Source organism: Paenibacillus sp. FSL H7-0716, from assembly GCF_038002705.1.
Taxonomy (GTDB): domain Bacteria; phylum Bacillota; class Bacilli; order Paenibacillales; family Paenibacillaceae; genus Paenibacillus_AQ; species Paenibacillus_AQ odorifer.
Genome location: NZ_JBBODA010000030.1, coordinates 33,901 through 49,978, shown reverse-complemented (window position 1 = coordinate 49,978; position 16,078 = coordinate 33,901). Strand labels below are relative to the sequence as shown.

General features: G+C 38.3%; 25 protein-coding genes. 6 read left to right on the top strand and 19 right to left on the bottom strand.

Annotation, left to right across the window (positions count from 1 at the left end; all coding sequences use genetic code 11):
* The first annotated feature begins 8 nt into the window (after positions 1-8).
* Positions 9-1,235 carry a nucleoside recognition domain-containing protein gene (locus tag MHH60_RS26555; protein WP_076138637.1) on the top strand — a complete coding sequence of 409 codons (1,227 nt, stop codon included), beginning with the start codon at positions 9-11 and terminating at the stop codon, positions 1,233-1,235.
* Here the strand turns inward: MHH60_RS26555 and coaD are convergent.
* The 3 genes from coaD to MHH60_RS26540 form a co-directional block, all read right to left on the bottom strand.
* On the bottom strand, positions 1,213-1,725 hold the full coding sequence (coaD, locus tag MHH60_RS26550) for a pantetheine-phosphate adenylyltransferase (protein WP_076138638.1): 513 nt from the start codon (positions 1,723-1,725) through the stop codon (positions 1,213-1,215). The two genes, MHH60_RS26555 and coaD, sit on opposite strands and share 23 nt — an antisense overlap.
* Positions 1,709-2,317, bottom strand: coding sequence for a 16S rRNA (guanine(966)-N(2))-methyltransferase RsmD (gene rsmD / locus MHH60_RS26545; protein ID WP_076138639.1), 609 nt, complete (start codon positions 2,315-2,317; stop codon positions 1,709-1,711). Before rsmD ends, coaD begins: the two co-directional genes overlap by 17 nt.
* A 411-nt stretch (positions 2,318-2,728) precedes the next feature.
* Positions 2,729-2,968, bottom strand: coding sequence for a hypothetical protein (locus MHH60_RS26540; RefSeq protein ID WP_076138640.1), 240 nt, complete (start codon positions 2,966-2,968; stop codon positions 2,729-2,731).
* 240 nt (positions 2,969-3,208) lie between these two features.
* Here MHH60_RS26540 and MHH60_RS33365 point away from each other — a divergent pair, with 240 nt between their 5' ends.
* Positions 3,209-3,442: a helix-turn-helix domain-containing protein gene (locus tag MHH60_RS33365; RefSeq protein WP_076138641.1), complete on the top strand. Its 234-nt coding sequence runs from the start codon at positions 3,209-3,211 to the stop codon at positions 3,440-3,442.
* 211 nt (positions 3,443-3,653) lie between these two features.
* Here the strand turns inward: MHH60_RS33365 and MHH60_RS26535 are convergent, their stop codons facing one another.
* From MHH60_RS26535 to MHH60_RS26510, 7 genes are all read right to left on the bottom strand, one after another.
* On the bottom strand, positions 3,654-4,061 hold the full coding sequence (locus tag MHH60_RS26535; protein WP_081389184.1) for a LytTR family transcriptional regulator DNA-binding domain-containing protein: 408 nt from the start codon (positions 4,059-4,061) through the stop codon (positions 3,654-3,656).
* 8 nt (positions 4,062-4,069) lie between these two features.
* A complete protein-coding gene (locus MHH60_RS26530) occupies positions 4,070-4,213 on the bottom strand; it encodes a cyclic lactone autoinducer peptide (RefSeq protein WP_081389185.1) in 144 nt (47 codons plus the stop codon).
* On the bottom strand, positions 4,210-4,737 hold the full coding sequence (locus tag MHH60_RS26525) for an accessory gene regulator ArgB-like protein (RefSeq protein WP_076138642.1): 528 nt from the start codon (positions 4,735-4,737) through the stop codon (positions 4,210-4,212). The genes MHH60_RS26530 and MHH60_RS26525 overlap by 4 nt, the downstream gene beginning before the upstream one ends.
* The gene (locus MHH60_RS26520) at positions 4,734-5,231 is read right to left on the bottom strand and encodes a hypothetical protein (RefSeq protein ID WP_143766791.1); all 498 of its coding nucleotides are present in this window, start codon (positions 5,229-5,231) and stop codon (positions 4,734-4,736) included. Before MHH60_RS26520 ends, MHH60_RS26525 begins: the two co-directional genes overlap by 4 nt.
* A gap of 244 nt (positions 5,232-5,475) precedes the next feature.
* A complete protein-coding gene (locus MHH60_RS33360; protein WP_076138644.1) occupies positions 5,476-5,721 on the bottom strand; it encodes a DUF7667 family protein in 246 nt (81 codons plus the stop codon).
* Positions 5,722-5,840: 119 nt separating this feature from the next.
* On the bottom strand, positions 5,841-6,041 hold the full coding sequence (locus MHH60_RS26515; RefSeq protein WP_076138645.1) for a hypothetical protein: 201 nt from the start codon (positions 6,039-6,041) through the stop codon (positions 5,841-5,843).
* Positions 6,042-6,075: 34 nt separating this feature from the next.
* Positions 6,076-6,279, bottom strand: a complete 204-nt coding sequence (locus tag MHH60_RS26510; RefSeq protein ID WP_076138646.1) for a hypothetical protein — start codon at positions 6,277-6,279, stop codon at positions 6,076-6,078.
* 158 nt (positions 6,280-6,437) lie between these two features.
* Between MHH60_RS26510 and MHH60_RS26505 the strand changes: the two genes are divergently transcribed.
* The 3 genes from MHH60_RS26505 (at position 6,438) to MHH60_RS26495 (ending at position 7,632) form a co-directional block, all read left to right on the top strand.
* A complete protein-coding gene (locus MHH60_RS26505) occupies positions 6,438-6,605 on the top strand; it encodes a ribbon-helix-helix domain-containing protein (protein ID WP_076138647.1) in 168 nt (55 codons plus the stop codon).
* A gap of 104 nt (positions 6,606-6,709) precedes the next feature.
* Positions 6,710-7,123, top strand: a complete 414-nt coding sequence (locus MHH60_RS26500; RefSeq protein WP_076138648.1) for a DUF6941 family protein — start codon at positions 6,710-6,712, stop codon at positions 7,121-7,123.
* A gap of 2 nt (positions 7,124-7,125) precedes the next feature.
* On the top strand, positions 7,126-7,632 hold the full coding sequence (locus MHH60_RS26495; RefSeq protein WP_076138649.1) for a hypothetical protein: 507 nt from the start codon (positions 7,126-7,128) through the stop codon (positions 7,630-7,632).
* Positions 7,633-7,892: 260 nt separating this feature from the next.
* Here the strand turns inward: MHH60_RS26495 and MHH60_RS26490 are convergent, their stop codons facing one another.
* Positions 7,893-8,819: a LysR family transcriptional regulator gene (locus MHH60_RS26490; protein ID WP_076104557.1), complete on the bottom strand. Its 927-nt coding sequence runs from the start codon at positions 8,817-8,819 to the stop codon at positions 7,893-7,895.
* Between the two features lie 129 nt (positions 8,820-8,948).
* Between MHH60_RS26490 and MHH60_RS26485 the strand changes: the two genes are divergently transcribed.
* Positions 8,949-9,833, top strand: coding sequence for an alpha/beta hydrolase fold domain-containing protein (locus MHH60_RS26485; RefSeq protein ID WP_076104556.1), 885 nt, complete (start codon positions 8,949-8,951; stop codon positions 9,831-9,833).
* Positions 9,834-10,426: 593 nt separating this feature from the next.
* Here the strand turns inward: MHH60_RS26485 and MHH60_RS26480 are convergent.
* From MHH60_RS26480 to MHH60_RS26445, 8 genes are all read right to left on the bottom strand, one after another.
* A complete protein-coding gene (locus MHH60_RS26480) occupies positions 10,427-10,873 on the bottom strand; it encodes a Panacea domain-containing protein (RefSeq protein ID WP_076104555.1) in 447 nt (148 codons plus the stop codon).
* A gap of 63 nt (positions 10,874-10,936) precedes the next feature.
* Positions 10,937-12,829, bottom strand: coding sequence for a hypothetical protein (locus tag MHH60_RS26475; RefSeq protein ID WP_076104554.1), 1,893 nt, complete (start codon positions 12,827-12,829; stop codon positions 10,937-10,939).
* A 125-nt stretch (positions 12,830-12,954) separates the two neighbouring features.
* Positions 12,955-13,305, bottom strand: coding sequence for a phage holin, LLH family (locus MHH60_RS26470; RefSeq protein WP_076104553.1), 351 nt, complete (start codon positions 13,303-13,305; stop codon positions 12,955-12,957).
* Between the two features lie 2 nt (positions 13,306-13,307).
* Complete coding sequence (locus tag MHH60_RS26465; RefSeq protein WP_341161176.1) at positions 13,308-14,216, bottom strand: M15 family metallopeptidase; 909 nt, start codon at positions 14,214-14,216, stop codon at positions 13,308-13,310.
* Complete coding sequence (locus tag MHH60_RS26460) at positions 14,216-14,674, bottom strand: phage holin family protein (protein WP_076138787.1); 459 nt, start codon at positions 14,672-14,674, stop codon at positions 14,216-14,218. Before MHH60_RS26460 ends, MHH60_RS26465 begins: the two co-directional genes overlap by 1 nt.
* Positions 14,675-14,691: 17 nt before the next feature.
* Positions 14,692-14,904: a hypothetical protein gene (locus MHH60_RS26455; protein WP_076138788.1), complete on the bottom strand. Its 213-nt coding sequence runs from the start codon at positions 14,902-14,904 to the stop codon at positions 14,692-14,694.
* Positions 14,905-14,998: 94 nt separating this feature from the next.
* The gene (locus MHH60_RS26450) at positions 14,999-15,442 is read right to left on the bottom strand and encodes a hypothetical protein (protein WP_076138789.1); all 444 of its coding nucleotides are present in this window, start codon (positions 15,440-15,442) and stop codon (positions 14,999-15,001) included.
* Entirely contained in the window at positions 15,439-16,017 is a 579-nt protein-coding gene (locus MHH60_RS26445; RefSeq protein WP_076138790.1) for a hypothetical protein, read from the bottom strand. The genes MHH60_RS26450 and MHH60_RS26445 overlap by 4 nt, the downstream gene beginning before the upstream one ends.
* Positions 16,018-16,078 lie beyond the last annotated feature (61 nt).

Sequence of the window (16,078 nt, the reverse complement as noted above, 5' to 3'; positions counted from 1 at the left end):
TCTGAGAAATGAAAAATATTCAAATACGCCGACTAGCTACACGCTCCACACCATTTATACCCGGGATTATGGCAATCCTGACCGCCATTGCGATTATTATCTCACCGGAAAGCTCCTTTGAGGCTTCACTCCAAGGATTGAAGCTTTGGTGGACACTCGTATTCCCTGCCCTGCTTCCCTTCCTGATGCTGTCAGAAATGCTTACTGCTTCGGGCTTCGTTCATGGTTTTGGAGTACTTCTGGAGCCATTAATGAAAAAGGTCTTTCGTCTGCCTGGTGCCAGCGGCTGGACCTTGGCACTCGGAATCACAGCCGGATTCCCCGGTGGAGCTGGAGGGGTCATGCAGCTACATAAGCAGAACAGCATCTCTGACAAGGAAGCCGCCCGGCTTGCTGCACTTACACACTTCGCCAGCCCGGTAACCATGCTTATAGTAATTGGCATAGCTTTTCTACACAGTACTTCAGCAGGTTATTTTCTGCTGGCCATCCACTGGATCTCTGGACTTCTAGCCAGCTACACCGATGCTCTATTAAAGGGGCGGTCAGCGAACACGAAACCAGTTGATAAGATCTCCGCGGACACCAAACAATCTTCTTTATATAGTCGCGTTCAGCTTGCAGCAACAGATGCCAGAGCAAAAGACGGACGCAGCTTCGGCAAGCTTCTCGGCGAGTCCGTCGCTAATGCCGTGCAAAGTCTGATGGTCGTGGGCGGTTACATGATTATGTTCGCTGTAGTCATCAATATTATCACTACTGTGCTTCCCGCATTGCCAGCTGCTCTGCCTGCAAGCTTGCTGGAAATTCATTTAGGTGCCGACGCAATCAGCAAAGGGCTAGCAAGCATAGGAACAGGACCTTCTAGTATGCTTGGGATAGCTTTATTGTCTGCTGCACTGGGCTGGAGCGGACTCTGTGCGCAACTACAGGTGCTGACCATGCTCAAACAAGCCAGAGTCAGATTTCTACCCTACGCTACGGTTCGTCTGATGCATGGATTTTATGCTTTTCTGTTAACTTTATTGCTCTGGAAACCATTGCTGGCTATCCCTAAAGCTACTTTACCAGCACTTGCAGACTCACGCCCGACTCCAAGCGGGACCATTAATGTAACGGATATATGGAGCTCTTTCCCACAGCTGCTAAGTCTGCAAGCCCTTCTGCTCATCATCCTGTTGGGATTATCTGCTGGAACTTATCTGGTAAGTACTATTCGCCACCGGCTCGGTTAAATTTACGCTTCATCGCTTGTTCAACCTCAGGCGTCACAAAATCAGTCACATTCCCGCCGAAATGGGCGATTTCTTTAACAACACTGGAACTTAAGTAGGAATATTTCGGATTAGTCATCATAAAAATCGTTTCCGCATCGGGATCCAGGCTATGGTTGATCGATGCGTTTTGCAGCTCATATTCAAAGTCTGTAACGGTACGGATACCCCGAACAATGACCTGAGCATCTTTTTGGCGAACATAATTCACTAACAGATCACGGAAGCTGTCAATTTCCACATTGGGAATATCAGCAGTCGCCTGTCTTAATAGCTCTGTCCGTTCATCAACAGTAAACAGCGGGTTTTTACTCAAATTATTAAGCACCGTTACAATCAAACGGTCGAATTGCTTGGATGCGCGCCGAATAATATCCATATGTCCCATAGTCACGGGATCAAAGGTACCTGGATAAATGGCAACACGTTCTTTTCTAATTTGCTGACTCATTCTCTACCTCCTCACCAGCTTCACTTTCCTCTGCAGGATTTGCTTCATACTGGTAAATAGAAATTGTCGTTTCTCCGTATACGGCCTGACGCAGCCTATAAAATCCTGGAATGTCTTCAGGATAGGCATAACTTGATTCATGCTCCAGAACAATAATTGCGTCCTCTTGCAGCATTCCTTTTTCAACCATCATAAGCATAAGCTCATCCCCGTGCTTCAAGCGATAGGGAGGATCCAAAAAGACCAAATCAAAAATTTTCCCCCGCTTCTCCAACGCACTTAGCGCCCTTCCAGCTTCATTACGGTACACCTGTGCCTGTTCTTCCAGCTTGGTAGCCTTCAGATTGGCGCGGATCGTGTCGATACTTTTAGGCTCCATATCAACAAATACGCCGCTTTCCATCCCTCTGCTTAAGGCTTCGATCCCCAAACCGCCAGTACCGGCGAACAAATCCAGCACCGCTCCACCTTCGAAATATGGGCCTATCATGCTAAATACAGCTTCCTTCACCTTATCGGTCGTAGGCCTTGTCCCACTTCCCGGAACACTCTTCAGTGGCCTTCCTTTTGCACTTCCCGATACCACTCTCACTGTTATTCACCCGCTCTATATCTCTGTTTGTTATGCCCAAAAGGGCATAAGTCCACGCCTATCGTAACACATTTGCGCGATGAAATAAAAAATTTGTCTAGATGTGAAATAAGAAGGCGAAACAGCTTATTCAGAGAAATAAGTTATCTTAATGTATAAGATTGGACTTCCAGGGACATCATGTAATTATCGACACCACAAATGTCGTAGACAACCGCGGAGCAGGCTTACGTTTCCCCATAAGCTCTTCGTCCGGTTTCTCCTCTCCCATGAAAGGGGCCCTAGAGATAGGGCCCCGAATTTATGTTCATGAATCCTTATAGATAAAGGATTTCCTGATTGATATCATTCTTATTAACTACTTAAAAAGATCTACTGTTGACGAATTGTTGACGTTTTTTTATTTCTACTTCATAATAAATGTCTTAAAGCCGATGCTTCAGTTACTCCACTTCTATAAGAAGTTTTTACTGCTTCCAGTACACTATTTAAAAAATAGTTTTCCAATTCATTACGTAGGACTGGTTCTACTGATTGAAGAAGCATAACAAACTGTTGATAGTCATCATTCGTTTCACCTTTTAAAACTACCTCCACGATCTCTTCGGTTCTCTTTTCAATAACTGGCTCTAAAAATTCTATGATATCCATTAAGTTCATCCTCTCAGATTTACATGCTGCATTTCTGGTGTTTTATCTTTGTCAATAACTTTTCGAAAAGAGAATCAAGTATAATAATTGTTATTTAATTGTGCTATGCTATTAGTGAAAATTGATTTTTTAAGATTAGGGGGTGTCTGCCAGGACCCGCCCTTTATCTTTTTTATGTAACTGTGATATAATTCCAACGATATTCATCACCTCTCTTTGATAACAAAATAGGAGGTTGTTATGGCGCTTCTGATTCAAGGGAAGTGCCTACTGCGTACGCTCCGAGAATCTGCTCGACTAACACAAGCGGATTTGTCTAAAAATCTCAGAACGTTTTACGGAGTATCCATTTCAGTTAGTCACTTATCGCGTATCGAACGAAGCGAACGGCCAATGAACACAATACAAATGCGTGCCGTTTGCTTAGCTCTTAAATGTGAAGAAGCTGAACTCTATGAATGGATATTGCAGTAGGTCGGAGTGATTCACGCTCCTCCCGAACGAAGAAATAGCCCATAGCACGCAACCAAGTAAAAGGTCAATACTGTTTCATAGCGCGAATATACTTATATTAAAAACCAAATTGTGTATTTTGTATATTGCAAATGGCTGGACAGATTGCATATACGAACATGAGTTTTTAACTTTACATTTTATGAATATTGTGGTAATAAAAAAAGAGCCTTTAATAAAGACTCTCACTTGCCGTAATAATTATATTAGGATTGACTAACATCAAACTTTCTGCAACCTCTTTAAAGCGGTATCTTGCAATCATACAGCGTTTTGATTTACTCGTGAAATCTTTTTCGAAATACGCTATTTTTAAAGTTTTATCTAGCACTTCTATTTTTTCCAAATTCACACAATTACTTCTGTCAGCAATTCCAAATCTGTACCCACTGTTATTTAAAGTTTTATTCCAATATTTTAGAGTTCCTACTGTAAAATAAATTTCCTCTGCAGTATGGACAGCGACTTTATCTGAACTCATAGCAAAATCCAACATTAGTATACTATCAACATCTATATTGTTTAATCCAGATTCTCCCTCTGGATCACGAGTTACGGATAGTTTCAGCACACCTATCACCTACTTCTCTATTTTAGCAACTCCTCCGGCACTTCTCCATTATACACGTACCAAGCACTTGCCGTGCTTACTGAAGATAAAGCTACAATTCCAAGAAGAGCAGCCACGTTTACCAGCGCCTTACGTTTAACACTTGCCATTATTTTTTTCATTTGTTATCACCTCCTTTCATGTGAATTAAAGAGATACTTTGCGCGAGGAATGCAGCGCCGATTACTGGTGAAGCTATTAAAAAATTAGACGATACGATCATCAATGATACAATCTTTAAAGCAGGATAGTAATTTTTAGGGATTCGGGATTGTTTCTCGATATTCGACGGCGCAAATAACCCCACAAGAATAAAGCTTACAATACCCAATGTCATGATCGTCCAATATTCAAAGTCAGCAAGGGAAATTGAAGTAATCAATACAGTCGAAAACAGAACACATTTCATTCCGGACCGCATGTGATACCCACCAGACGCCTGTCGTAAGAAAGGAAAAACAGTAAGTGCTATCGTTACCTCTAGTGTTCTTCCCGTTAATGTTGATATCAGTAACGATAGGACGATTATCATTAACGCATTTATAATGATTGAAAGTGCATATTTCATCACAGTAATTGTAATAGGGCTATCGGGGACACTCTTCTTTATTCCTTGAGCGATTCTCAAGGAGAGAAAATCAATCATTTATCCTTCTCCTTTTTAACTGCGTAATAAGCGAAGAAGATAAATGCGATGGATACAGAGATAACATCAATTAATGTGTTGCCTCTGTATAGAAGCCAGATCGTTAGTAATAGTGCACAGCCGATAAGTGTGTATACATAGATAGCCTCACGTTTTAGTCTTAACTTTTCAAAGTCAAAAGTGAACCCTCCACCTAGCATATAAAAAACACGAGCTCCACCTATGCCTAATACACTGCTGATTGTTTGCAACAAATACCCTTTTTCGGGATGTAATGTCAATTCATTTACGGATAAATATCCAAATGATACTTGGACTAGAGCGACTTGCAGGAGTACGTAAGCAAAATAACCCATTACAGATATAACAGCAGACCAGACCAGTGGGATTCGCATCACAACTGTAAATAGCAAGACAAACAGTAGAATATTGATAAAGGGTACAATTGCGGTTAACTGTAGGTCTTCTCTAAAAAAGAAACTCTGTAAATCCATTAACAAGATTATGAATAATGCTGGGAATATGATTTCCGTTGGTTTCAATCTAAATAAAGCACAAATAATAAAATAGATAGCTATAAACTCTAATGTTGAGAAAAACACAAACCCCACTGGCTCCCACGACAAAACACAACACCGCCTGTCATAATTTTCATTCATTAGGTTAATTATATAACCCTACCAGGTACTGAGTATACTACTTATTTACTACGTAATAGGTCTATCAGGCGGCATTATCTTAATACCCTTTCACCAACCTTCCTGAGCGTCTAAGCCAATCCATCTTAACCAGAAGATCCATTTCCCAATTAGTATCATGTGTAGATCTAGCTTGGATAAGTTGATTATTGAGAGTATTGTAATCCCAACAATACTTTGCGTTCTCATGGAGACAATGCTGCAACTCTATAGCTAGTTCCTCACTTAATGGTCCCTTCAAGTTCTCATGAAAAATTTCAGCTAATCTTTGGTGAGCTGCCAACATATCTATCACTCCTATGCATGTGAGGACGCGCGCTGCCCTCTTATGACGGATACCGCGACCATCCCGGCATAATTGATCCGGTAGGTTTCGACCAGTCCCGCAGCTGGTCCAAGGCGCTCTCAGCGCTCATCAGGCGGATATTGTATGAGTTCGTTGTGAAGTGTATCAAGTGCATCCAAGACGATTTTCACATTTCTTATTTTAGAAAATGGTGAATGTTTGGCATGAATTTCATTTCGTATAATTCCTATTGCAGTTGCATAATGAGATCCGTCTGATTCTCGCAAAAACTTGAGTACAAAGTTAGGGTCAATTTTCATGTCAGTCCTCCTATATAGGGGTAGTATCCCCGCGTTATTTGCCTACCAGCACACCCAGCGCTTTCAGCTGCCGCCGATATCCGTTACCGCGACCAACCAGGTCGATAACATCAGCATCCAGTTCCGTCTTTCCTGCTGCCTTGTAACGAGCAGCCAATTCCATGCAGTTCGTAAAGAGTTCCAGCAGTAGTGCGATTTCGCGACCATTTAACTCTTGTTCAGTGCGAGTTTGCTTCATCCCTTATCCCTCCCGCGTATACCCGCCGGAAATGTCGTTGTTCTTGTTCTATATGTTAAATATACATTCAACTACATTCAATTGCAAGATGTTTTTTTGAAATCAATTGCATTCAATTGCATTTTACTCTAATATGTTATGAAAGGAGTTGTTTTTATATGGACAAGCCAGGAAACCGAGGGCTAGTGAATAGGAAAGCCTTCTCGAATTCATTAAGAAATGATCTTTCTCAAGCTTTTAACGAACTTCATAAAGAAACCGAGATACCAAAGTCGAAATTGTTGGATCAGGCAATTGAATTGTTGCTGGAAAAGTATTCAAAGTAGTTTGATTTCATCAAAATTGAATAACAGTTTGGAAGGACTTTGAAGAACAGTGTAGAATAAGTCCCTTGAGCAGAATATACTTAGAATGATGAGGGTAGCATATTATGGATAAATCCAAACCACTTCTTAATTATTTGATCCTTTGTGAAGATGTATCAATCGGAAGAAACCTGTTAGGAGAGGATAAATTAACAATTATCCAACCTCTTAGCAACATCTTGACAGACAACCTTCCTTTAGTAGTTACTTTAGGAATTGTTTTCTCGGTATCTAATTTACTTCCCAGATCTAAATACAACGTTCAGATGAGGATTGTTAATGAACGTGGAACAGAGCTTTCTAGTCAAAGTTATGAAATGCCGGCTGAAATTAATGGTAGCGAAACATCGAGCATTACTTCCGCAGGTGGTATAAAAGACATGGAGTTTGAAGGACCGGGTTTCTACAAATTTGAACTATCATTAGATGGAAACTTTATTGGTGAACAAGTGCTGGAAATAAAAAAGAGGCTCAATTAAATATGGGTAGTTTAATCGATTTCAAAACCCTATCTCAAAATAAAAACAATGAGGCTAATAGTCACTTAATAACATGGAATAATAATTTAAATACACAGGAACATTCATCAAAAGGCGGTGATCATATGGATGAGTCCACAAAACATTTAATCGATCGCATAGACCGTGATTTGAGAGATCACAAACAAGAGGTTCGGGATAGAGATGCTCGTCTTCAAAGTGAGATGCAAGAACGTGAAAACAGATACAGAGAAGACTTATTAGAACAAGAGAAACGGTTTAGACAAGAATCAAAAGAAAGAGAAGAGCGATTCATGTCTGCTATCGAAGGTATGAGGACTGATCTAAAAAGTGACTTCAAGGAAGTGAAGGACGAAGTATCGAGCAATGTCAAACATGTTCAAAGCCTTGTTCGTCAAAATTTCTGGGGGAATATTTCAGCTATATTGGCTATCCTCGGGATTTCCGCCACTATTTGTTTTACTGTTTGGGCAGCTCTTAACGGATAACTATAAAAAGCCTCGTCAGTATAATACTGACGAGGCTTTGTTTATCTAGTAACATCAATAATATCACCTATCTTTATCCATTCCCAATCATCATCACAACGAAACTTAATCTGTCCGAGCTGACGATCCACCCTCATAAGCGTCAAACCGTGTAAGGGTGATCCGTGGATTGTGCTAGTATCTTTATATCTCGTTCACTCAATAAATCCTGTGCACTATGTCTGGCATTACCATACCTCGAAAAAAATTACCAACCAAAACTAACATTTGTTCTCATCTCCAAGTCTACTTTGAGTTCCTATAAATAACTCAATTAAACGGGCTGTGAACTCCTCAGCCATCCTCGTAGCACGTTCTTGTTTTCTAGTAATCCGCCCTAAAACTACTGGCTCGGAATTGTACTGTTTCAACGGAACAGTTACAATCTGTTTTTGATAACTTGAAGGTAAAGAGTGAATGATAAAATCAGGTCCTATCGTAATGGTATCTCCTTTGACAACCATTTGATATAAGGCATCCATATTATTGGTAGTTAGCGCAATTCGATTAGTAGGATGTGCAGATATCAAATTATGAGCAATTGATTCAATATATTCATCTCTATATAGGACAAACACTTCATTTCTTAAATCCTCAGCAGTTACTGCGTTTAAAAACCGTAATGAGGAATTCTTGTTCACGATCAGTACAGCCTTGCCTTGTATCATTGGCATCCAATCAAAAGAAGTTTCCTGTTGCTCAGAACTGTAAGAAATTAAACCCATACTTGCATACCCTTGATTAACGTGATTTAGTACTGTCTGCGTATCTCCCTCTAACATTTGGACATTAAGTAAAGGATATCTTTTAGCGAATTCAATAGTTGTTTGGACAACCTGTGGAACCATTCCTGGTATCGTGGAAATGATAATATTTTCTGAAGCTTCTTCTTTTAAAAAAGATAGTTCTCGTTTCATCATCTCCACACTTTTGAGAATGGATGCAGAATGTTGAAGTATAAGATATCCTTCTTTCGTAGGTGCGATGCCTTTCTTCGTGCGATGAAAGATAACTGTATCTAATTCATCCTCCAGTTGACGTACCGATTGACTAATCGTAGGTACTGTCACATGATGCACACTAGCAGCCTTAGTAAAAGTTCCATGACTGGCAGCTGCAATTAAATACTGTAATTGTGCGATATACATAATTCCCATCCTTAAATATTTTTTTATAAATCTTAATTATTTTTAAATATATTTTATCATAGTGAATTGGTATTATACATATATCAGTTGAACATTTTCAAATGCTATCGTCAATGGAGGTCATGAGGAATGAGGAGTTGGCAGAGTTTTCTTGTCGAACGATTATTTTTACTAAATAAAAAAAAGACCGACACATCCAATTATATTGAACAAAAAAGAATAGCTAATGACACCTCTTATGTAATACCAGCTAAGCTACGGCAAAAATATAATATACTGAAAGATACAAGCTATTTCCGAGACACATTTATTTTAAAATCTGCTTCTCAACCAGAAACACGACAAATTCTATATTTGCATGGTGGAGGATATATCGAACAACCACTATCATGGCATTGGCGTTTTTTATATAAATTAATCCAAAATTTGAATGGAACAATATGTGTTCCTGTGTATCCTAAAGCCCCAAATCATGATTACAAAGAAGCCTTTAAAAAGGTTCTTCCTATTTATAAAGACTTATTAACCAAGGTTCCGCCTGAAAATATTGTACTGATGGGTGACTCCGCAGGTGGCGGCTTTGCACTAGCCCTAGCACAATTTTTATTGAAAAATGATATTTCGCAGCCAGGCAATATTATACTCCTTTCCCCATGGCTAGACATCACACTCAGTCATCCGGATATAGCAACAATGGCGAGAAAGGAACCTATGCTTGATGCAAAACTTTTGATCGAGGTCGGTAAAATTTATGCCGGGGAAGCAGAAACTAGTAATTATTTATTAAGTCCGATGAATGGACCTATACAAGGCTTAGGTAAAATTTCCTTATTTGTAGGTACTCATGAATTATTCCTACCCGATGCTCGAAAATTTAAGGGATTAGCCGAAAAAGAAAAGGTAAAAATCAACTATTTTGAGTATCCCCAAATGAATCACGTGTTCCCTGTATTTCCTATTCCAGAAGCAAAGAAGTCTATGCAACAAATGATAAACATAATAAAGGATACGTAAATTCTACTAGGTAGGATTAACCTCAGAACTCAAACAAATCCCCACCTACCATTTAAGGTTGACGGGGTATTTGTTTATATAAATGCTTATGCCAAAACCATCCTAAACTCAAACTCATTTCTCATGTAATAAGCATCTGCAATTTTAATGCTCACTGGACTCCATTTCTGTACTGAACCCTCACAATCAATTATGCAGCTAGCTAGATCACCACGGCGTTCAAGTATATCCACTTTAGATTGTTTAAGGGCAGCTGTTAGAAATCCAGAGTTTGTCTATAGGCCTTTGTATACATTACTCAACAAGATCCTCCTATGTAATAAATACCTGGCCTCATTTTCTCTGCTTTAAGTATCTCTTAATCAAATAAAACAATACACATCCCAGTAGCACCAAGCCAAATATAGAGATCCATAGAATTGCTGGTTTCCCCACAAAAAAGTATGTATCTCTATACTGATAGTTTTCATTATCCATAAGTATAGATTAATTCATTTGGAACATTATGTATACATACTCTATATACTGGAAAGGCGGCTTTTCCTGAACGCAAAGAGAAGCCCTACCATTAATGGTAGGGCTTCAACTAATCTTCAGAGTTTTGAATAGTATCTCTTCATTGTTTTCTCACTAATAGGATTGTTTGAGTAATCGTCTTCTGCCAAACCTTTTCTAGCCTCAATCCAAGGTTCCTCTTGGTGAGTTAAAGATTCCAAAAATTTTGCATCATGATGACCATAAGCTTCCCAAACTTCATTCAATATACTTTCTTGGTCATCATTAAACCGCGCTTTACTTTTTTCACTTTTGATTGGGTTCCACCCGTAGTTTCTATACTTTGAGAATATCTCAGTATTCACAGGTCCATGCACCCAAGCTTGAAATTCAGCATCAAACAGCCGCTCTTTTTTTGAAGACAAGACTAGATGCCATGATTGCGCGTAATAACATAACTTTTGGAGTTTTAAATGCGTGATAGGTATTCCATCTTTGTATGACCTTTCAATAAAAAAGGACGCTACGTCTTGGATAGTTACCATAGTATCACTCCTTTCTCCATTATATCTAGATTAAAGCATAACGTTCCCATTTTGTATATACAATTATACTTCCCTATTCCTTTTTTTCCCTGATACATTTCCGTTTCTTACTGTTGTTCTGACTTTATTATGTTGTTTGCTTGATTTATATACACTCGTAAAATTAATCACTTCAGCTTTTACGACACTAATAAATTTTAAATCACTTACCACGAGTAATCCATATTTATCCCCTACTTTTAGTATTTTTTTATACAAGTAATTAATATTATTTTGTAATTTAGAAATATTGATATAAGGTTCAATTTGAATGGATTTATCAATAGCTATGTTATAGTATTGAACAAATCGTTGTTGGGAGTAGAGAAGCACAGACATTTTTTCAAAACAATACCTCAATGAACTGTTATTAAAATTAAAAGATGCCGATATATTTGAATTTCTATTATCTTTTAAATATGGATTTTCATGATTTTTATCCCTTACTAAGTTATCCACTGATGTAGCATAGACTTCTTTAATAAATCCACCATTGAAGTTTGAAACAATAAATTTTATTAAAAATCCTGTACATGAATAATGAGACACCTCAACACTCTTCACAAGAGTCTGTATCATCATATAGAGAATACATTCACGTAAGGCCTCATCTTGGTTTGCTGATGTTAATTTTTGTACCGGTATTCTTCTTTGGGTTGTTCTATTAGTTATTGGCATAATTTTTATATTTTTCAATAATGAATGAGCAATATCAGAAAGATCCCTAATGTCATTTTTCTCAACCGCTAAAATGAGTAATTGCTCATAGATCGAATTCACACTGCTTATTTTCTTGTCTTTGCTCTTTTGATTTTCTATTAAGGAATTAAGTTTTCTTAATACTAGACCAAGATTACCTTGTCTATAACACAAGATTGCTAATTCATGAAGTGCGGTGTAATATTCCTGTTCCCCAGATTCCAGTCTAAGAAATACATTAAAGGAGTAATTAGCTTCTTCAAGTCGATGCGAACTTAACAATTTACTAATTAAATTAACTTGGTTTTTAAGTATTGATCGTTGTAATGAAATATATCGCGAATCCATTTTCCCTTGTTTTAAAATTAGTCGCTTTAGTATTTCTGGATTTTCCTCAGTTATTAACTGTAATGCATTTTCCCATTTTATTAATGCTTCATTATAAAAATCAACTGTATTTTTCTCTATACCGAGAAGTAACAATTGAAAGAGAGCATTAATATTATTATTAATTCGTTTATATAACTGATCTTTCTGAAACTCACCTAAAGAATATGGGAGCAGATTCCAACTTTGTTGAATCTCATTTAAAGCGAATCTGAATTGAGAAGATAAATTTAAGTTTGAAAGATGAACTTTAATCGCTTCAACCCCATTTATTATTGCCAATAAACTCAATACAATAAGAAATATTACTCTTCCAGAAAACTCTTCGTTTAATTGTGACAAAGTTATTGATGATGTATTTGAGTAGTAGTAATTCAACGCTCCTCTCAAATGTGTTCCGAAAGCAATCGATAAAACTGAGGTCAAACCATAAACTACAGTCGATCTATTCCAAAAAGAAACGCTACTCATGGCAAGCGCCTTTTGTTCTTTGTAACTGAAGTAAAAAAAAGTTAAACTCAAAGGCAAGGCGATAATTAGTATTTTTGTCAATCTTTCAATTATTGATAAATCAGTGCTAATTGCTTGAGTTAAACTAATTTCACCGTATAGCGAATAAGTGAAATTAAATAAAGGAATATTGATCCCCTTGGCAGAAAACCATAAAAGGAAATGTATTAACGGAGTAATTAAGACAGCAATCCAAGTTTTGCTAAAAAGTCTTTTAGCACTAACTGTAATTAAATCCACGAAATAATTTAACAACAAAAATGCTAAAAGCTTAGTTGTGCCAAAGGACTCACTGAATGATCTCTTATTATTCTTTGTCATTTACTTAACATCCTGACGTATTGGAGTAAACACGGAATAAATTATTCCATATTTACAGTTAATTCTCAAGAACGTTTTTTATTAAATCCCCATCCTCTACTAGAAAGACGGGGATTCTTTTTATTTTACTTATTCTTCACATAGCTTAAGTAAGCATGTTCTATGGCTGATGTTATCTCAACAGAAGAGAAACTAATACCTTTCTTATCTAACTGTTCCTCGACATAGAGAATTGCATTTCCCATTTTCTTTTCCCCATCAGCTTCCCGAAAGAGAGTTTCTGCATACGCAAAAGCTTCAGTTGTTATCTTGTGTAGTAGCTCCCGCTGAGATACGGATAGCTTTGCATCAAACCATGAATTCGCCTTTTGTTGTAGCAGTGCTACTGCCCGTAGAATTACTGTTGCCAATACACCGAAAATAGCCAAAGCAATGGCAGTAATATAGGGTTGAGCTTGATCAATAATTGGTTGCATGGTTATTCAGCCTCCAATCTTGTGATGAGTAATCCAGCTGTATACAAAACCTTAAGCATCCGGTAAAAGTCATAACTTCCACCCGTTGGTGTGTCTACCAATCCCGCATCAAATGCAGCTTGTACAGCATCATTTGCCCAAGTAGGTATTTCAGTTAGACTCGCCTTACTCTCCAGCTTATCTAACCTAATTAAAACATTAGCATTACTCTTTCCTTGCTCTGTTGCAGCTTGTTTAAGTACATCTTTGCTATTAGTAAGCCCAGCCACCACCTCAGACAAAGTTTTAACCTCCGACCGCAGTGCAGTCAGTTCCTTTTTTTCTTCTGCTGACAATTCGTCCGCCTCCTCTTTTAGTCTATCTATAATAGCCGTTGCTTTTGCCATAGCGATCTCTGACGGCTTAGCACCCGCACGTAGTTGTGAGGTTGTCATTCCAAAAGTGATTTGAAAATGTGGTGCATCCTTAATCGAGACAAAATCACCACCCCATTCAAAACCAAGAGCTTTAGCCTCCTGAACTACCTCCGTCCAATCAGCTACCTTGTCACCATCACCGTCACGTTTTAAATCCCATGATACCTGTTTCCCATCTGGTAGTAATAATGCGAAGTCGATGGCTAGTCCAAAGTTATGATAACTGGTCCCGCCCTTGGCATTGGTGACCTTTGGCTTGTCCGGCTGTGCCTTAACGCTCGATAATCCAGCTGCATTAAGCTCTGCTTGCGTCCGTCCCTGAGCAAATAGTCCATTCTGCTCAGCTGTTGTCCGCAACCCCTGAGTTATCAAGATAGGCACTCCCCGAGTGTAACAGCGCTCAATTAAAACTGTCGCAGCAGCCATTACTACCGGGTGCAATCCTATCAATCTCGTAGATGATTTACTCTTTACTTGATCCAGCGTCAGAGACATTACTCATCGTCCCCCTTTCTGTTGGCAGCGCGTTTAACCTTCTTATCCAACTCACTACCTACCCACTTAAGTACTACATCCAAGACTGGCAATGGGAGTGAATCCCCCCAACCTGCCCGAATTGAGTTTGCCGTCATACTCTGTAAAACGTGGTACAAGGTTCCAATGGATAATGCACCAAATATCGCTCCAGGCAACCCAAACACCATATCAAGCAGATGTCCACCTGCGGGTAGTAGCAACATGAAAAACGTACGAAAGACTCCATCAATTCCATATTTACTGGCATATGTGTTATCCTTTTTGGCAGCTCGAATACCAGATAACCAATCCATGATAATAAAAAATAAAAGTGCGACCATGATGGTTACGACAGCGTCCGCCTCCCCGTATAAAAAATCAAATGTTGGAATAAGCACAGCGCCTACTGTTGACGCAGCAATTTGAGATTTAGTCATTACAATTCGCCCCCTTTCTATTGTTTTTCCGAATGTACTGCTGGTTCTAATTTTGAATTTTCTTTTGGTTGCAATGCGCCTAACATTTCACCGACTTTATGATCAACTTGCTGCAAAATCTCAAATTGTCGCCCGGGGTAAAATTCTAATACTGTTATAATCGCTTCAATCAACTCTTCAGCTGGTCTCGTTAGATCAAGTGCTAATTCAAGTTTTTTTATAATTACCAATTCTGTTCCTCCTTCCGGACAAAAGTAAAAGCCCCTCCAAAATATTGGAGAGGCTTTCTTAGTTATAGAATATATTTGTTTATATACTGTAGTACTACGGTTTATTTGTCTTCAAACCTTCAAGATAACTAAAGAATGATGTGATTGCTTCATTAGCTGTTTTTATATCTTCTTTTTCTTTACTGTCTTTAGAACTGATGAATAAATAGTAACTTGTCTCTAATACAACAATCTTTGAATATATACTTTCTTGTTCACCACTCAACCTAGGATTCCTTGAGTAATTGTTATAGTAGTCATTTAATATGGTTTCTTCATCCTCGGTTAATGGAAGAAGATCTTTTGACTTTTCATCGTAAATCCGGACAATTTCGAACGTCTCCTTTTCGAAAAGCTCCACTGAAGATGTTGGGACTGGTTTACTCATTGCTCTTTCATATGCACTTTTCTTAGGATCATTTGTTAAATGGTCTATCACTAAAAATGCGATAAGCAACGCAATTACAGTAGAAGTTAGAATTATGATCTTTTTCTTCATTTCTTACTTGTGCCTTCGAGATCTTTTATTTGAGTTTGTAGTTTCTCTATATCTGCTTTCGCTTGATCAATTAGTTTTTGCTGTTCTGCAATGTGTGCTTTACTTTCCTTAATTCGTTGTTCAATACTAGATATTACCAAAGCGCTTTCTGGTGTTCCGTTGTCGGAAATCTTTGCCTTAACTAAATTTTCCTCTGCAGGTTTTATTTCATTTTCTTGTGTTCCTTTGATATTGAATTCATACCACGCAATATTCTCTTTTAATGTATTAATTTCGCCTGTAATTTTAATTTTAAGATCATACTCCACTCCATCAATCATAACTGAGGAACTTAAATTACCCATGATTATTTTCTTCCCTTCAACAGTCAACTTTGTACCTGTTGCCTCTGCCAACGCTCTAACTGGAGCATAAGCCGATCCGTTAATAACGACAGCTTCGGCTATTTTATTCCCACTCTTCTCGATCGAAAATATACCTTGGACTTTTTGACCCACCAAACCACTTGAAGCAAGTGCAGGCACTGCACCGAATATCAATCCTCCGATAATTATTCCTGAGATGAACTTTTTCAACTAAAACACCCCTTATTAGTAAATATTTCTTATCTGTATTATCGCAATAAAGGGTTAGAAG

Excerpts from the sequence above, each read along its gene's own strand:
- MHH60_RS26450 (WP_076138789.1), bottom strand. The coding sequence starts at position 15,442 with ATGAAGAAAAAGATCATAATTCTAACTTCTACTGTAATTGCGTTGCTT.
- MHH60_RS26505 (WP_076138647.1), top strand. The coding sequence starts at position 6,438 with ATGGACAAGCCAGGAAACCGAGGGCTAGTGAATAGGAAAGCCTTCTCG.
- MHH60_RS26480 (WP_076104555.1), bottom strand. The coding sequence starts at position 10,873 with ATGGTAACTATCCAAGACGTAGCGTCCTTTTTTATTGAAAGGTCATAC.
- MHH60_RS26475 (WP_076104554.1), bottom strand. The coding sequence starts at position 12,829 with ATGACAAAGAATAATAAGAGATCATTCAGTGAGTCCTTTGGCACAACT.
- MHH60_RS26525 (WP_076138642.1), bottom strand. The coding sequence starts at position 4,737 with ATGATTGATTTTCTCTCCTTGAGAATCGCTCAAGGAATAAAGAAGAGT.
- MHH60_RS26520 (WP_143766791.1), bottom strand. The coding sequence starts at position 5,231 with ATGGATTTACAGAGTTTCTTTTTTAGAGAAGACCTACAGTTAACCGCA.
- MHH60_RS26510 (WP_076138646.1), bottom strand. The coding sequence starts at position 6,279 with ATGAAGCAAACTCGCACTGAACAAGAGTTAAATGGTCGCGAAATCGCA.
- coaD (WP_076138638.1), bottom strand. The coding sequence starts at position 1,725 with ATGAGTCAGCAAATTAGAAAAGAACGTGTTGCCATTTATCCAGGTACC.
- MHH60_RS26470 (WP_076104553.1), bottom strand. The coding sequence starts at position 13,305 with ATGCAACCAATTATTGATCAAGCTCAACCCTATATTACTGCCATTGCT.
- MHH60_RS33360 (WP_076138644.1), bottom strand. The coding sequence starts at position 5,721 with ATGTTGGCAGCTCACCAAAGATTAGCTGAAATTTTTCATGAGAACTTG.
- MHH60_RS26460 (WP_076138787.1), bottom strand. The coding sequence starts at position 14,674 with ATGACTAAATCTCAAATTGCTGCGTCAACAGTAGGCGCTGTGCTTATT.
- MHH60_RS26500 (WP_076138648.1), top strand. The coding sequence starts at position 6,710 with ATGGATAAATCCAAACCACTTCTTAATTATTTGATCCTTTGTGAAGAT.
- MHH60_RS26515 (WP_076138645.1), bottom strand. The coding sequence starts at position 6,041 with ATGAAAATTGACCCTAACTTTGTACTCAAGTTTTTGCGAGAATCAGAC.
- MHH60_RS26465 (WP_341161176.1), bottom strand. The coding sequence starts at position 14,216 with ATGTCTCTGACGCTGGATCAAGTAAAGAGTAAATCATCTACGAGATTG.
- MHH60_RS26495 (WP_076138649.1), top strand. The coding sequence starts at position 7,126 with ATGGGTAGTTTAATCGATTTCAAAACCCTATCTCAAAATAAAAACAAT.
- MHH60_RS26530 (WP_081389185.1), bottom strand. The coding sequence starts at position 4,213 with ATGAAAAAAATAATGGCAAGTGTTAAACGTAAGGCGCTGGTAAACGTG.
- MHH60_RS33365 (WP_076138641.1), top strand. The coding sequence starts at position 3,209 with ATGGCGCTTCTGATTCAAGGGAAGTGCCTACTGCGTACGCTCCGAGAA.
- MHH60_RS26555 (WP_076138637.1), top strand. The coding sequence starts at position 9 with ATGAAAAATATTCAAATACGCCGACTAGCTACACGCTCCACACCATTT.
- MHH60_RS26485 (WP_076104556.1), top strand. The coding sequence starts at position 8,949 with ATGAGGAGTTGGCAGAGTTTTCTTGTCGAACGATTATTTTTACTAAAT.
- MHH60_RS26490 (WP_076104557.1), bottom strand. The coding sequence starts at position 8,819 with ATGTATATCGCACAATTACAGTATTTAATTGCAGCTGCCAGTCATGGA.
- MHH60_RS26540 (WP_076138640.1), bottom strand. The coding sequence starts at position 2,968 with ATGGATATCATAGAATTTTTAGAGCCAGTTATTGAAAAGAGAACCGAA.